The organism is Microbacterium sp. Au-Mic1, assembly GCF_021341785.1.
In the GTDB taxonomy this organism is placed as follows: Bacteria; Actinomycetota; Actinomycetes; order Actinomycetales; family Microbacteriaceae; genus Microbacterium.
In genome coordinates, this window is record NZ_JAJTTF010000001.1 from 16,760 (window position 1) to 32,064 (window position 15,305).

General features: G+C 69.6%; 16 protein-coding genes. 15 read left to right on the forward strand and 1 reads right to left on the reverse strand.

What is annotated here, in order from left to right; translation table 11 throughout:
- Position 1 precedes the first annotated feature (1 nt).
- From LXM50_RS00080 to der, 15 genes are all read left to right on the forward strand, one after another.
- Positions 2 to 601, forward strand: a complete 600-nt coding sequence (locus LXM50_RS00080; RefSeq protein ID WP_233309075.1) for an NUDIX hydrolase — start codon at positions 2 to 4, stop codon at positions 599 to 601.
- Position 602: 1 nt separating this feature from the next.
- On the forward strand, positions 603 to 1,505 hold the full coding sequence (xerD, locus tag LXM50_RS00085; RefSeq protein ID WP_233309076.1) for a site-specific tyrosine recombinase XerD: 903 nt from the start codon (positions 603 to 605) through the stop codon (positions 1,503 to 1,505).
- Between the two features lie 88 nt (positions 1,506 to 1,593).
- Positions 1,594 to 3,141, forward strand: coding sequence for an amino acid permease (locus LXM50_RS00090; protein ID WP_233309077.1), 1,548 nt, complete (start codon positions 1,594 to 1,596; stop codon positions 3,139 to 3,141).
- A gap of 20 nt (positions 3,142 to 3,161) precedes the next feature.
- Positions 3,162 to 3,872, forward strand: coding sequence for a FadR/GntR family transcriptional regulator (locus LXM50_RS00095; RefSeq protein WP_233309078.1), 711 nt, complete (start codon positions 3,162 to 3,164; stop codon positions 3,870 to 3,872).
- A gap of 15 nt (positions 3,873 to 3,887) precedes the next feature.
- Complete coding sequence (locus tag LXM50_RS00100) at positions 3,888 to 5,279, forward strand: glutamine synthetase family protein (protein WP_233309079.1); 1,392 nt, start codon at positions 3,888 to 3,890, stop codon at positions 5,277 to 5,279.
- Positions 5,280 to 5,313: 34 nt separating this feature from the next.
- Complete coding sequence (locus LXM50_RS00105; RefSeq protein WP_233309080.1) at positions 5,314 to 6,717, forward strand: aldehyde dehydrogenase; 1,404 nt, start codon at positions 5,314 to 5,316, stop codon at positions 6,715 to 6,717.
- A 33-nt stretch (positions 6,718 to 6,750) separates the two neighbouring features.
- Positions 6,751 to 7,530 carry a 3-oxoacyl-ACP reductase gene (locus LXM50_RS00110; RefSeq protein WP_233309081.1) on the forward strand — a complete coding sequence of 260 codons (780 nt, stop codon included), beginning with the start codon at positions 6,751 to 6,753 and terminating at the stop codon, positions 7,528 to 7,530.
- Positions 7,531 to 7,538: 8 nt separating this feature from the next.
- Positions 7,539 to 8,261, forward strand: a complete 723-nt coding sequence (locus LXM50_RS00115; RefSeq protein WP_233309082.1) for a gamma-glutamyl-gamma-aminobutyrate hydrolase family protein — start codon at positions 7,539 to 7,541, stop codon at positions 8,259 to 8,261.
- A gap of 80 nt (positions 8,262 to 8,341) precedes the next feature.
- Positions 8,342 to 9,205 (forward strand): ParA family protein, encoded by an 864-nt coding sequence (locus LXM50_RS00120; RefSeq protein ID WP_233309083.1) that lies wholly within the window; start codon positions 8,342 to 8,344, stop codon positions 9,203 to 9,205.
- Complete coding sequence (locus LXM50_RS00125; protein ID WP_233309084.1) at positions 9,189 to 10,040, forward strand: ScpA family protein; 852 nt, start codon at positions 9,189 to 9,191, stop codon at positions 10,038 to 10,040. The genes LXM50_RS00120 and LXM50_RS00125 overlap by 17 nt, the downstream gene beginning before the upstream one ends.
- Positions 10,030 to 10,626, forward strand: a complete 597-nt coding sequence (gene scpB, locus LXM50_RS00130) for an SMC-Scp complex subunit ScpB (protein WP_233309085.1) — start codon at positions 10,030 to 10,032, stop codon at positions 10,624 to 10,626. Before LXM50_RS00125 ends, scpB begins: the two co-directional genes overlap by 11 nt.
- A complete protein-coding gene (locus tag LXM50_RS00135) occupies positions 10,623 to 11,447 on the forward strand; it encodes a pseudouridine synthase (protein ID WP_233309086.1) in 825 nt (274 codons plus the stop codon). Before scpB ends, LXM50_RS00135 begins: the two co-directional genes overlap by 4 nt.
- Positions 11,444 to 12,565, forward strand: coding sequence for a prephenate dehydrogenase (locus tag LXM50_RS00140; protein WP_233309087.1), 1,122 nt, complete (start codon positions 11,444 to 11,446; stop codon positions 12,563 to 12,565). Before LXM50_RS00135 ends, LXM50_RS00140 begins: the two co-directional genes overlap by 4 nt.
- Positions 12,558 to 13,286, forward strand: a complete 729-nt coding sequence (cmk, locus tag LXM50_RS00145; protein ID WP_233309088.1) for a (d)CMP kinase — start codon at positions 12,558 to 12,560, stop codon at positions 13,284 to 13,286. Before LXM50_RS00140 ends, cmk begins: the two co-directional genes overlap by 8 nt.
- The gene (der, locus tag LXM50_RS00150) at positions 13,279 to 14,799 is read left to right on the forward strand and encodes a ribosome biogenesis GTPase Der (RefSeq protein WP_233309089.1); all 1,521 of its coding nucleotides are present in this window, start codon (positions 13,279 to 13,281) and stop codon (positions 14,797 to 14,799) included. Before cmk ends, der begins: the two co-directional genes overlap by 8 nt.
- A gap of 43 nt (positions 14,800 to 14,842) precedes the next feature.
- On the opposite strand, the gene LXM50_RS00155 is transcribed toward der, so the two are convergent.
- Positions 14,843 to 15,262: a GNAT family N-acetyltransferase gene (locus tag LXM50_RS00155; RefSeq protein WP_233309090.1), complete on the reverse strand. Its 420-nt coding sequence runs from the start codon at positions 15,260 to 15,262 to the stop codon at positions 14,843 to 14,845.
- Positions 15,263 to 15,305: the final 43 nt, after the last annotated feature.

The window sequence follows — 15,305 nt, forward strand, 5'->3', positions numbered from 1 at the left end:
CGTGACCGGGACCTCCACCGCGCCGCACGACGAGTCGTTCACTCCGGAAGTGCTCTCGAGCTCCGAGGTGTATCGCGGCGCGGTGTGGGGAGTCCGTGAGGATCGCGTCCGCTACGGTGATGGCGAGATCGTGCGGCAGTACATCGACCACTCCGGTGCGGCGGCGGTCGTCGCGGTCGACGAGGGCGGACGAGTGCTGCTCCTCCAGCAGTACCGGCACCCGATCCGGCAGCGCGACTGGGAGCTGCCCGCCGGGCTGCTCGATGTCGTGGGCGAGGATCCGATGGACGCCGCACGGCGCGAGCTCGCGGAGGAGGCGGATCTCGTCGCGACCGGCTGGGAGCCGCTCGTCTCCACGTATACGACACCGGGCAGTAACTCCGAGATCGTCCACATCTACCTCGCCACGGGCCTGAGCCCGGCGGGGGAGACCTTCGCGCGCACCGACGAGGAGGCCGACATCCGGCTCGCGTGGGTGCCGCTGCGCGAGGCCGCGGACGGAGTGCTGGCCGGGCGGCTGCGCAACGGGATCCTCGCGGTGGGCATCCTGGCCGCCGAACGGCGCCTGTCGTCGTCGGAGCGGCAGAACCCCGGAGCCTGAGGTGCAGCTCGACCGGGCGCTCGATGCGTATCTCCGGCACGTGACGATCGAACGAGGGCTCGCAGGCCACACGCTCGCCGCGTACCGGCGCGATCTGGGCGGGTACGTGACGTGGCTGGGCGCGCAGGGCATCGCCGACACCGGGGCGATCACCGCGGAGACCGTCGCGGCGTTCGCTGCGGAGCGCGCCGGCTCCGAACCGCCCCCGGCCGCATCGAGCCTCGCCCGGCTGCAGTCCTCGGTGCGCGGCTGGCATCGCTTCCTCGCCCGGGAGGGCATCGCCGACGCGGATCCGAGCGCCAGGCTCCGCCCGCCGAAGCAGCCTCGGCGGCTGCCGAAGGCGCTCACGATCGATCAGGTCGAGCGCCTGCTGGCCGCCCCGTCGGCGGAGGATCCGATCGGGATCCGCGATCGCGCCCTCCTCGAACTGCTCTACGCCACGGGTGCACGCGTCTCCGAAGCGGTCTCACTCGACGTCGACGACCTCGCGCACGGCGAGGTGCTGCGGTTGCGCGGAAAAGGATCCAAGGAGCGGATCGTCCCGGTGGGCTCGTACGCGCGCGCGGCGGTCGACGCCTACCTCACGAGGGTGCGTCCCGCACTGGCCGCGAGGGGACGCGCATCGTCGAAGCTGTTCCTCGGTGCCCGAGGCGCGCCCCTCAGCCGTCAGAGCGCCTGGCTGATCATCCGCGCGGCCGCCGAGGGGGCTCAGATCACGGCGGAGGTCTCTCCGCACACGCTCCGGCATTCCTTCGCGACCCATCTGCTGCAGGGCGGTGCCGACGTCCGCGTCGTGCAGGAACTGCTCGGGCACGCGTCGGTCGCGACGACGCAGATCTACACGCACGTCTCGGTGGACACGCTGCGCGACGTCTACGCGACCGCGCATCCGCGGGCACGCTAATGGTTTGAAGTCAGACCATTGACAGTTGGTCTTTCGCATTGCGAGAATCGCTGCACACGCTCCCTCCACTGAAAGCAGGCAGCACTCCATGAGCGAATCGACAAAGGCGCCGGACTCGCACCCGATCGACGACGACGCCGCAGCCCTGGCCGCCCTGGGCTACAAGCAGGAACTGCACCGGGGGATGTCGGGGTTCAGCAACTTCGCCGTCTCCTTCTCGATCATCTCCATCCTTGCGGGATGCATCACCTCGTACGCCATCGCCCTGAACTCGGGCGGCCCCTCGGCGATCACGATCGGCTGGCCGCTCGTCGGCGTCTTCGTGCTCATGGTCGCCCTCGCCATGGCGGAGGTGTGCTCGAAGTACCCGACTGCCGGCGGGCTGTACTTCTGGGCCGGCCGCCTCGCCAAGCGCAACAAGCGGCAGTGGGCATGGGGCGTCGGCTGGTTCAACTTCCTCGGCGAGGTCGCGGTCACCGCGGCGATCGACTTCGGCGCCGCGACGACGATGATGGCGTTCGCGAACCTCGTCTGGGGGATCGAGCCGACGAAGGCCAGCACCTTCGGCCTGTTCGTCGTCCTCATCGTCATCCACGGTCTCCTGAACACCTTCGGCGTCAACATCGTGAGCCTGCTCTCGAACGTGTCCGCCTGGTGGCACATCGTCGGCGTGCTCGTGATCGTCGGCGCGCTGTGGATCATGCCCACCCAGCACCAGGACGTCGGCTGGACGTTCACGCACTGGTACAACGGCACCGGCTGGTCGTTCGGCCCGTACGTGTTCCTCATGGGCCTGCTCATGGCGCAGTACACCTACACCGGGTACGACGCCTCCGCCCACGTCGCCGAGGAGACCAAGAACGCCGCCGTCGCCGCTCCCAAGGGCATCGTGATGAGCGTCGTGATCTCGATCATCGGCGGCTGGATCCTGCTCTTCTCGATCACCGCGGCGATCCAGGACGGCAGCGACAAGGGAATCGCAGGCCTGCTCGGATCCGAGACCGGTCTGCCCCCGGCCCAGATCTTCCTCGACGCGCTGAACAACCCGACGATGGCGAAGTTCCTGCTCTTCATCGTCTGCGGCGCGCAGTTCTTCTGCGGCATGGCCTCGGTCACGGCGAACTCCCGGATGAGCTACGCGTTCTCCCGGGACAACGCGATCCCCGGGGCGCGGCTGTGGGCGAAGGTCAACAAGCGCACGGGCACGCCGACCAACTCGATCTGGCTGTGCGTCGTGCTCTCGATCATCCTGACCACGCCCGCGCTGTTCAACACCACCGCCTATCTCGCCGTCACCTCGGTCGCGGTGATCGGGCTCTACATCGCCTACGTCACGCCGGTGTTCCTGCGTCGGCTGGACAAGGGCTTCACTCCCGGGCCGTGGCATCTCGGCAAGTGGAGCACGATCGTGGGATGGATCGCCGTGGTCTGGGTGATCTTCATCATCATCCTGTTCGTGCTCCCGCCCGTGAACCCGATCACGATCGACACGTTCAACTACGCCCCGATCGCCGTCGCCGTGGTCGCGATCCTCGCGATCGTGTTGTGGTACGCCTACGGCAAGAGGGACTTCATGGCATCCACGGCCGAGGCCGAGCATCTGACGATGGCGCCGGACAAGCTCTTGGAGGAATGATCCGAGTGGAGACGTCCGCGATGGACTCCCCTCTGGTGGACGCCGCGCTGCACCCGGTCCGGGGGCATATGGCCTTCGAGAGCTGCGTGGAGCAGCTGGGCTCGGCCATCAGGCTCGGGATCTTCCGGGTGGGGACGAAGCTCCCCGGCGAGCGCGAACTCGCCGAGAGGCTCAGCGTCTCCCGCGCCACCCTGAGGGAGGCCATCAGCGCTCTCCGCGCCGCCGGGCTCGTCACGACGACCCGGGGGCGCGGAGGGGGCACCGTCGTCCTTCCGGCCGCGGAGCAGTGGCCGGCCGACCAGACCCCGCCGCGCCGGGCCGAGATCGATGACGTGATCGTCTTCCGCTCGGTCATCGAGCCGGGAGCCGCCTACCGGGCGGCGCTGACCCCCCTGGACGAGGGACAGCGCACGCTCCTCACCGACAGCCTCGCCGACCTCGCCGCGGCCGAGACGCCGGCCGACTACCGGCAGGCCGACGCCCGGCTGCACCTCGCGATCGCCACCGTCTGCGGATCCGACGAACTGTCCCGCTCCTGCAGTGCCGTGCAGGTGCGGATCCACCAGCTCCTCGCCGAGATCCCCTTCCTCAAGACCAACATCGACCATTCCGAGACCGAGCACCGTGCGATCGTCGCGGCGATCCTGGACGGCTCCGCCGATCAGGCCCGTGACATCATGACGGCGCACTGCGACGCCACTGCCGCGCTCCTCAAGGGCCTTCTGAAGTAAAGGACACCGTTGCACATGAACTCCTCCGATCTCCTCGTCCCCGCCCGCAACGACCGGATGCTCACGGTCGAGCAGATGCGCGCGCGGATCCTCGACGGCTCGCTCGACACCGTGATCCTCGCGTTCACCGATATGCAGGGGCGGCTGCAGGGCAAGCTCCTGCACGCGCGCTTCTTCCTCGACTCGGTCCTCGGCCATGGGACCGAGGGGTGCAACTACCTGCTCGCCGTGGATGTCGAGATGAACACGGTCGACGGCTACGCGCACGCCTCCTGGGCCGACGGCTACGGCGACATGGAGTTCGTGCTGGATCTGGCGACCATCCGGCTCCTGCCGCACCGCCCCGGCACGGTCATGATCCAGTGCGACCTCGCGGGGACGAACGGCGACGCGGTGCGGGTCTCGCCGCGCGAGATCCTGCGGGCGCAGACGGAGCGCGCCGCCTCCCACGGGTGGAAGGCGCTCGCCGGCACCGAGCTCGAGTTCGTGATCTTCAACACGCCGTACGACCGCGCGTGGGACTCCGGCTATCGCGACCTCGAGCCCGCCAACCGCTACAACATCGACTACTCGATCCTCGGATCCACGCTCGTCGAGCCGCTGCTGCGCGAGATCCGCAACACGATGTACGCCTCGGGGCTGAACGTGGAGTCGGCGAAGGGGGAGTGCAACTTCGGTCAGCACGAGATCGCGTTCCTCTACGACGAGGTCATCACCACGGCGGACAACCACGCGTACTACAAGACGGCCTCGAAGGACATCGCCTGTCAGCACGGCCAGTCGATCACGTTCATGGCCAAGCCGAATCAGCGCGAGGGCAACTCCTGCCACGTGCACATGTCGCTGCGCGGCAAGGACGATGACGGCCTCGTGTTCTGGGATGCGGAGCGCGGAGCCCGCTCCGCGCTCTATGACCACTTCATCGCCGGTGTGCTCGCGACCATGCGCGACTTCACGCTCTTCTACGCGCCGAACATCAACTCGTACAAGCGCTTCGTGAAGGGATCGTTCGCGCCGACCGCGGTGGCCTGGGGCATCGACAACCGCACGAGCTCGGTGCGTCTGGTGGGGCGCGGCGCGGGGGCTCGCATGGAGAACCGCCTGCCCGGCGGCGACATGAACCCGTATCTGGGACTCGCCGCAATGCTCGCGGGAGGCCTTTACGGCATCGAGCACGAGCTGCCGCTGGAGCCGGAGACGAAGGGCAACGCCTACGAGTCCGGCGCCCCGACGGTGCCGTCCACGATGCATGAGGCGCGCGAGGCCCTCGCGCAGTCCGCGATCGCGAACGAGGTCTTCGGCGAGGACGTGGTGCGCCACTACGTGAACTACGCGGACGTCGAGATCGCGGCTTTCGACGCGGCCGTCACCGACTGGGAACTGCGCCGCGGTTTCGAGCGGCTGTGAACGGGTTCATCGGAGACTTCGAAAGGCTGAGCGCATGAGGATCCCTTCTTCTCGATTCGGCGCGGGCGGCGCCTTCACCGTCCTGAATCCCGCGACCGGGCAGCCGGTGGGCGAGGTCGGGCTCGCGGATCTCGGCGAGACGGACGCGGCGATCGAGCGCGCTCACCGGGCGTACCCCGCGTGGCGGGCGATCGCCCCCGGCGATCGCGCCCGGCTGCTGCGCGCGTTCGCGAGCGTCGTCGAGGCGCACATCGACGAGCTTGCCGCCCTCGAGGTCGCGAACGCCGGCCACACGATCGGCAACGCGCGCTGGGAGGCCGGCAACGTGCGCGACGTGCTGAACTACTACAGCGCGAGTCCCGAGCGCCACTTCGGCAAGCAGATCCCGGTCGCCGGCGGCATCGACGTCACGTTCCACGAGCCGCTGGGCGTCGTCGGCATCATCGTGCCGTGGAACTTCCCGATGCCGATCGCCGGCTGGGGGTTCGCCCCGGCACTCGCCGCGGGCAACACGGTGGTGCTCAAGCCTGCCGAGCTCACTCCGCTCACCGCGATGCGCCTGGGCGAGCTCGCCCTCGAAGCCGGACTTCCGGAGGGCGTGTTCACGGTCATCACCGGCAAGGGCAGCGTGGTCGGCGATCGCTTCGTCACGAACCCGCTCGTGCGCAAGGTGTGCTTCACCGGGTCGACCGAGGTCGGCAAGGGGATCATGCGTGGGTGCGCGGACCAGGTCAAGCGCCTCACCCTCGAACTCGGCGGCAAGAACGCGAACATCGTGTTCGACGACGCGGATCTCGAGGCCGCCGCCGCTGCAGCCCCCGGCGGAGGTCTGGACAACGCCGGCCAGGACTGCTGCGCCCGCTCGCGGATCCTCGTGCAGGAGAACGTCTACGAACGCTTCCTCGACTTGCTGCAGCCCGCGGTCGAGGAGTTCCGGGTCAAGGATCCGTCCGCGGAGGACGCGGAGATGGGCCCGATGGTCTCCGCGGCACAGCGCGATGCGGTCGCGGCGCACCTGGACGGCGCGGACATCGCCTTCCGCGGGCAGAGTGCGGCGGGCGCGGACTGGGACGGCGGGTTCTGGCTCGCTCCCGCCGTGGTGCTCCCGCGCAGCGTGAGCGACCCGGTGTGGTCGCAGGAGCTGTTCGGGCCGGTGCTCGCCGTGATGCCGTTCCGTGACGAGGCCGACGCGATCGCCAAGGCCAACGACACGGAGTACGGCCTGAGCGGATCCATCTTCAGCCGGGACATCGGCCGCGCCCTGCGCGTCGCCCGCGGCGTCGAGAGCGGCAACCTCTCGATCAACTCGCACTCGTCGGTGCGGTACTGGACCCCCTTCGGCGGGTTCAATCAGTCCGGGCTGGGGCGCGAGCTCGGACCGGACGCGCCGGACTCCTTCTCCGAGGTGAAGAACGTGTTCATCTCGACGACGTACTGAACTCCTCCCCACACAGCGAAAGGCAACACAGGAATGGGAAAGCTCGAAGGCAAGGTCGGCGTCATCACCGGCGGCTGCAGCGGCATCGGTCTGGCGACGGCGAAGAAGTTCGTCGCAGAGGGTGCGAAGGTCGTGATCGGCGACCTCGACGAGGCCAACGGCCCCCGCATCGCGGAGGAGCTCGGCGGTGTGTTCGTGAAGGTCAACGTCACGGACCAGGCCGAGGTGGAGAACCTCTTCGCCGTCGCGCACGACACCTACGGCCGCATCGACATCGCCTTCAACAACGCCGGGATCTCGCCGGCGTCCGACGACTCGATCCTGAAGACCGGGATCGACGCGTGGAACCTGGTGCAGGACGTCAACCTCACCAGCGTCTACTACTGCTGCAAGGCCGTGCTGCCCTACATGCTGGAGCAGGGCAGCGGATCCATCATCAACACCGCGTCGTTCGTCGCGATCATGGGCGCCGCCACTTCGCAGATCTCGTACACGGCGTCGAAGGGCGGCGTGCTGGCGATGACCCGCGAGCTCGGCGTGCAGTTCGCCCGCAAGGGCATCCGCGTCAACGCGCTCTGCCCCGGCCCGGTGAACACGCCACTGCTGCAGGAGCTCTTCGCGAAGGACCCCGAGCGCGCCGCGCGCCGGCTCGTGCACGTGCCGATGGGGCGTTTCGCCGAGCCCGAGGAGATCGCGAATGCGGTGGCGTTCCTCGGCAGCGATGAGTCGAGCTTCATCACGGCGATGGACTTCCTCGTCGACGGCGGGCTCTCGAACGCGTACGTGACCCCGCTGGATTCCGACTTCGAGTGAGTCGGACCGTGTCTGAGCCGCGCCCCGTCATCGGGCTCACGACCTACCGCCAGGCCGCCGACTGGGGCACCTGGCGGCAGGTCGAGGCCGACCTCCTGCCGAGCGACTACGCGCGTTCGATCGAGCGCGCCGGCGGCGTGCCGCTGCTGCTGCCCCCGGTCGCGGCAGCGGGCGCGGCTGCCGACGCGCTCGCGCGCCTGGACGGACTCCTCATCGCGGGCGGGGCGGATGTGAACCCCGCGCGATACGGGCAGGAGCCCGACCCGAGCGTGGTGCGCTGGTACGACGATCGCGACGCGTGGGAGCTCGCGCTGCTCACGGAGGCCGAGCGGATCCGCCTGCCTCTGCTCGGGATCTGCCGCGGCATGCAGCTCATGGCCGTCGCGGCCGGCGGATCGCTCGTCCAGCATCTGCCGGACGTGGTCGGCCACGGCGAGCACGGGGGAGGGCCGACGTCGTACGGCTCGGCCTCGGTGCGGGTGGATGCCGAGGGGCGGGTGGCCGGACTGGTGGCCACGGAGATCACGGTTCCCGTGCATCATCACCAGGCCGTCGCGCAGCATCCCGGCTATCGCCCGGTCGCGCACGACGCGGACGGCGTGCTGCAGGCCATGGAGGGCGAGGGCGATCGGTTCGCGGTCGGGGTGCAGTGGCACCCCGAGACGGATGCGGATCCCGGCCTCTTCGACGGACTGATCGCCGCGGCGAGGGAACGCATGCGCGTCGGCTGATCCGCCGGATCGGCGTGTGGGGCCGGGGCTGCAACCTCGTCGGCGGCTATGATCGATCGAGCACGACGAGCAGGAGAAACGTGGCGAAGAAGACGAAGGACGACACCCCGATCGGGCCGACCGGGCGTCCCTACCAGGGCTTCCCCATCCCCGCTCCGCTGAAGGCTCACGGCCCCGCGCGCATCATCGCCCTCTGCAACCAGAAGGGCGGCGTCGGCAAGACCACGACGTCGATCAACCTCGCCGCCGCTTTCGCCGAGTACGGGCGCAAGGTGCTCGCCGTCGACTTCGACCCCCAGGGCGCGCTGTCGGCGGGTCTCGGGATCCCGACGCACGACATCCCGACGATCTACGACCTGCTACTGGACACCAAGCGCGATCCGCGCGAGGTGATCGTGCACACGCATGTCGAGGGCCTCGACTTGATCCCCGCGAACATCGATCTGTCCGCGGCTGAGGTGCACCTCGTCAACGAGGTCGCCCGGGAGACGATCCTGTCGCGCGTGCTGCGCCAGGTCGCGGGGGAGTACGACGTCATCCTGATCGACTGCCAGCCCTCGCTGGGTCTGCTCACGGTGAACGCGCTCACCGCGGCGCACGGCGTGCTGATCCCGCTGGAGTGCGAGTTCTTCGCCCTGCGCGGCGTGGCTCTGCTCATCGAGACGATCGACAAGGTGCGGGACCGCCTCAACCCCTCGATCACGCTCGACGGACTGCTCGCCACGATGTACGACGCGCGCACCCTGCACTCCCGCGAGGTGCTGGAACGGGTGGTCGAGGCGTTCGGAGACGATGTGCTGGAGACCGTGATCGGGCGCACCGTCAAGTTCCCCGACGCCTCGGTGTCGGGAGTGCCGATCACCGAGTTCGCGCCGGAGCACCCCGCCGCACAGGCGTACCTGCGACTGGCCCGGGAGCTGGTCGCCCGTGGCGCCGTCGCCTGACGAGAGCGCTCCCGCTCCGGACGCTGCGGAGCTCGAATCGGTCGCCGAGGACGCCTCCGGGTTCCGCGTCTCATTGTCCAACTTCGACGGGCCGTTCGACCTGCTGCTGAACCTCATCTCGAAGCATGAGATGGACATCACCGAGGTGTCGCTGAGCAAGGTCACGAACGAGTTCATCGCGTATCTGCGGGAGCTGGGCTCCGATGAGGATCTCGACGAGACCAGCGAGTTCCTCGTGGTCGCGGCGACCCTGCTCGACATGAAGGTCGCCGGGCTCCTGCCGCAGGGCGAGCTCGTGGATGCGGAGTCCGTCGCACTGCTGGAGGCCAGGGACCTGCTGTTCGCGCGGCTGCTGCAGTACCGCGCGTTCAAGGAGGTCTCCGTCTGGTTCGCCCGCAGCCTGCAGTACGAGGATCGGCGCCACGCCCGCGCCGTGCGGCTGGACGAGAAGCATCGCGCGCGCACCCCGGAGCTGGTGTGGACGCTCAGTGCCGCCGATTTCGGCACGCTCGCGCTCCTCGCGTTCGCTCCGAAGGAGATTCCCACGGTCGGCCTCGACCACCTGCATGCGCCGCTCGTCAGCATCCGCGAGCAGGCCGCGATCGTGGTGACGCTGCTGCGCAGCGCCGAATCCGTGACCTTCCGCGAGATCGTGGCGGGTGCGGTGGAGCCCGGGGTCGTGGTGGCGCGCTTCCTCTCCGTGCTCGAGCTGTACCGGCATGCGGCACTGAGCTTCGAGCAGCTGGAGCCGCTGGGCGAGCTGACCCTGCGCTGGTCGGCCGAGCACTGGACCGACGAGATGCTGGCGACGTTGGGAGCCGACTATGACCGATGAGACCATGACCGATGACGCCGTGGCCGTGGAGCTGCCGCTGACGGAGAAACTCGAGGCGATCCTGCTCATCATCGATGAGCCGCACAGCCTCGTCTCCCTCGCGGCCGCCGTCGGTGCGCCGGTGCCGGCGGTGCGGCAGGCGATCGAGTCCCTCGTCGACGAGTACGACGGTCGAGGGCAGGGACCGCGGCGCGGCTTCGAGCTGCGCGAGGTCGGCGGAGGCTGGCGGCTCTACGTGCGCGAGGACTACGACGACCTGGTCGCCGACTTCGTGGGCGGACAGGCCCCGGCGCGGCTGTCGCAGGCGGCGCTCGAGACGCTCGCGGTGATCGCCTACAAGCAGCCGGTCACGCGAAGCCAGGTGGCCTCGATCCGCGCCGTGAACGTCGACTCCGTCGTGCGCACGCTGCTGGGCCGCGGGCTCATCACCGAGCTCTTCCAGGACTCCGAGACCGGCGCCATCAACTACGGCACCACCGACGCCCTGCTGCAGAACCTCGGCATCAACTCGCTCGACGAGCTGCCGCCGATCTCCCCGCTATTGGACGACGGCTCCGAAGGCTTCGACGAGAGGATCGCCCGATGACCCCCGCCCCCGCAGACCCGTTCGCCGCCCCCGAGGGCGTGCGCCTGCAGAAGGTGCTCGCGAATGCCGGCGTCGCGTCCCGACGCGTGATCGAGCAGTACATCGTCGAGGGGCGCATCAGGGTGAACGGATCCGTCGTCACCGAGCTCGGGCGACGGATCGACCCGGAGAAGGATCTCGTCGACGTGGACGGCACGGCCGTGCAGCTGGACACCGGCAAGCGCTACGTCATGCTGAACAAGCCCACCGGCGTGGTCTCCTCGATGAAGGACGAGAAGGGGCGGCCGGACCTGCGCCGCTTCACGAAGGACTACGAGGAGCGCCTGTACAACGTCGGGCGGCTGGACGCCGAGACCAGCGGGCTGCTCATCCTCACGAACGACGGAGATCTCGCCCACGTGCTCGCGCACCCCTCGTTCGGGGTGACCAAGGTCTACATCGCCAAGGTCGAGGGCGTGGTGACCGCGCAGACGATCGCGAAGCTCACGCGGGGCATCGAGCTCGAGGACGGACCGATCGCCGCGGACAAGGCCCGTCTGCTGGACTCGTCCGCGAGCTCCAGTCTCGTCGAGCTCACCCTGCATTCCGGACGCAACCGGATCGTGCGACGGATGCTCGCGGCGGTCGGTCATCCGGTCACCGAGCTCGTGCGGCGCCAGTTCGGTCCGCTGCACCTGGGAACCCTCCCGGCGGGGAAGTCGCGCGAACTGACTAAAATCGAACTCGGCGCGCTTCTGACCCTGTCGCGCCAGGAATCTCCGGAGGACGACGCTTCGAATGCGTCGGCGGACGACCGGGGAGACGCGCAGGAGAACGAGTGAGCGACACGAGCAGGACGCCGAACGAGCGTGCCGCGCGGCTGTCCGGAACCATCCGGATCGTCGGCGCGGGGCTTCTCGGCGCCAGCATCGGGCACGCCCTGACCGCGAAGGGCGTCGATGTCGCCCTCGCCGACACCTCTCCCGCGCAGTTGCGCCTCGCGATCGACTACGGCGCGGGCCGCGCCGCACGGACCGACGACACCCCGTCGCTCGTGGTCGTGGCCGTGCCGCCGGATGTGACGGCCGACGTCATCGAGGCCGAGCTTTCGCGGTTCCCCGACGCGGTGGTCACCGATGTGGCGAGCGTCAAGCTCGAGCCGCTGCGCGTGCTCCGTGACCGCGGCGTCGACCTCACGCGCTACATCGGATCCCATCCGCTCGCGGGTCGCGAGCGCGGGGGAGCGATCTCGGCGCGGGCCGACATCTTCATCGGCCGACCGTGGGTGGTCTGCCGCGACGAGGAGACCCGGGCGGCGGACCTCGCACTCGTCGAGGGCCTGGCTCTCGACCTCGAGGCGATGCCGCTCGAGATGACGCCCGAGGAGCACGACCGCGCGGTGGCGCTGACCTCGCACGTGCCGCAGGTCGTGGCGAGCCTGCTCGCGGCACGCCTCGCCGATGCTGAGGACGGCTCGCTCCGGCTGGCCGGGCAGGGCGTGCGCGACACGACACGCATCGCCGCCTCCGCGCCCGAGCTGTGGGTGCAGATCCTCGGCGCCAATGCGGCACCGGTCGTCTCGGTGCTCGACGCGCTCGCCGCGGACCTCGCCGAGGTCGCCGACGCGCTGCGCGACCCGGACCGCACCGGATCCCGGCGCACGGTCGCCGAAGCGATCCGGCACGGCAACGAGGGCGTGGAGCGCCTGCCCGGCAAGCACGGCCAGAACCGGCGCTTCGAGTCGTTCGTCGTGATGATCGACGACACCGCGGGCCAGCTCGGACGCCTGTTCGGCGAACTCGGCGAACTCGAGGTCAACGTCGAGGACCTGCGCCTGGAGCACTCCCCGGGCGCGCAGTTCGGTCTCGCCGAGATCAGCGTCACCCCGGCCGCGCTCCGCGGCGCGGTCGAAGGTCTCGAGGCCAGAGGCTGGCGGATTGCGAGCATGCCCGATGACTGACCCTTCGACGAGCTCCGGGACCGCGCCGCAGGCGCCGTTCATCGTCGCGATCGACGGCCCTGCCGGATCCGGCAAGTCCAGCGTGTCCAAGGCCGTCGCGCGACGCCTGGGCTACGGCTTCCTGGACACGGGCGCCGCGTACCGCGCTCTGGCCTGGCACGTGCTGGAGCGGGGCGACGACACCGCCGACGAGGCCGCCGTGCTGGCCGCGGCCGCCGACTTCCCGTTCGCGCAGGGGCTCGATCCGGACGACCGCCTCGTGCACGTCGGAGAGGCCGACGTGACCGACGCGATCCGCGAACCGCGCGTCTCGGGTGCCGTGAGCGGCGTGGCCCGCGTTCCGGCCGTGCGCGTGCAGGTGAACGACGCGTTCCGCAGGATCGCACGAGAGGCGGAGTACCCGGCCGTGGTGGTGGAAGGGCGCGACATCACGACCGTGGTGGCCCCGGATGCGCCCGTGCGGATCCTGCTCACCGCGGCGCCCGAGGTGCGTGCCGCGCGCCGGGCCGCGGAGCTGGATGCGGAGGACGCCGGTGCGGTCGCCGCCGCCCTGCACCACCGGGATGCCAAAGACAGTGCGGTGGTGGACTTCCTCACCGCCGCAGAGGGAGTGGAGGTCGTGGATTCGACCGACCTCGACTTCCAGGAGACCATCGATGCCGTGATCGCGGTGATCGAGCGACGTGCGCCAGGAGCGCAGCGAGGAGCCGAGAATGGCTGACGAAGAATACGAGGGCGGCGAAGACCGCCTCGCGGAGAAGCTGGACGCGATGGACGAGGAGCTCGTCGAATCGCGCGCCGCGACTCTGCGTGCGGGCCTCGACGACTACGACCTGGATGATGAGGACGCCGAGCTCCTCGCCGGCCTCATTGCCGGCGAGGACGGGATCGAGTACCTGCCCGCGCTGCCCGTGGTGGCGATCGTCGGGCGCCCGAACGTGGGCAAGTCCGCGCTCGTGAACCGGATCCTGGGTCGCCGCGAGGCGGTCGTCGAGGACACTCCCGGTGTCACGCGCGACCGCGTCACGTACAAGGCCGAGTGGATGGACCGGCGCTTCACGCTGGTCGACACCGGCGGCTGGGAGCCCGACGCGAAGGGCATCGACCGTTCGGTCGCCGCGCAGGCCGAGGTCGCGATCGACCTCAGCGACGTGGTGCTGTTCGTCGTCGACGCGATGGTCGGGGCCACCTCGACCGATGAGCACGTCGTGAAGCTGCTGCGCAAGAGCGGCAAGCCCGTCTTCCTCGTCGCGAACAAGATCGACGACGCCCGGCTGGAGCCCGAGGCTGCGGCGCTCTGGAACCTCGGCCTCGGCGAGCCGTATCCGGTGTCCGCGATCCACGGACGCGGCGTCGCCGACCTGCTCGACGCGATCATGGAGAAGCTGCCCGAGGTCTCCGCCGTCGCCAAGGGCGAGATCGGCGGACCGCGCCGCGTGGCGATCCTGGGCCGTCCGAACGTGGGCAAGTCCTCGCTGCTGAACAAGGCGGCGGGCGAGGAGCGGGTCGTCGTCAACGAGCTCGCCGGCACCACCCGCGATCCCGTGGACGAGATCGTGGAGCTGGGCGGCAGGCTGTGGCGCTTCGTGGACACGGCCGGTATCCGCCGCCGCGTGCACCTGCAGCAGGGTGCGGACTTCTACGCCTCGCTGCGCACGTCGACGGCGCTGGAGAAGGCCGAAGTCGCCGTCGTCGTGCTGGACGTGAGTCAGTCGATCAGCGTGCAGGATCTGAACATCATCGACATGGTGCTCGAGTCGGGCCGGGCCCTCGTGCTCGCGTTCAACAAGTGGGACCGCCTGTTCGACGACGACATGGAGAACCAGGACCGTCGCCGGTATCTGGAGCGCGAGATCGAGCAGGACCTGGCGCACGTCGCCTGGGCGCCGCGCGTGAACATCTCGGCGAGAACCGGCCGGCACCTGGACAAGCTGGTCCCGGCGCTGGAGACGGCGCTGGAGAACTGGGACCGCCGCATTCCGACGGGCAAGTTCAACGCGTTCCTCACCGAGCTCGTCGCCGCCCACCCGCACCCGCTGCGGGGCGGCAAGCAGCCCAGGATCCTCTTCGGCACGCAGGCGACCACGCGTCCGCCGACATTCGTGCTGTTCACGACCGGGTTCCTCGACCCGGGCTACCGCCGGTTCATCCAGCGGCGCCTGCGCGAGCTCTACGACTTCGAGGGCACTCCGATCGTGATCAACATGCGGGTGCGCGAGCGCCGGCAGCGCTGAGGGACACGGCGCCGACTTCCGAGTCGGCGCCGTTCCTGTCCGGTCAGCCCTGGCGCGCGGCGCGCACCATCGCGGTGCGGTCGGGCTCGGTGAATCCGAACTGACGATAGAGGCCGTGCGCGTCGCTCGTGAACAGCGTCCAGCGCATGTCCGCACCCGGGCCGTCGTCGATCATGAGCTGCATCATGCGCTTGCCGAGGCCGTGGCCGCGGTGCGCGTGGTCGATGTAGACGTCGGCGAGGTAGGCGAACCCGACGCCGTCCGAGACCGCGCGGGCGAAACCCACCTGCTCGCCGGTGTCGGCGCGATAGACGCCGACGACGCGCCACGCGTTCGCGAGCTGGGTCTCGACGTCGGCGCGCGTGCGCCAGCGCCCCCAGTAGACCTCGGTCGAGAGCCAGATCCACACGGCTTCGGTCTGGATGCGGGAGGGATCGTCGTCCAGCTCGTAGGCGTCGTTCATGCCCACCATTCTCGCAACGGTGCGGGCGTGCAACGATCCGTCG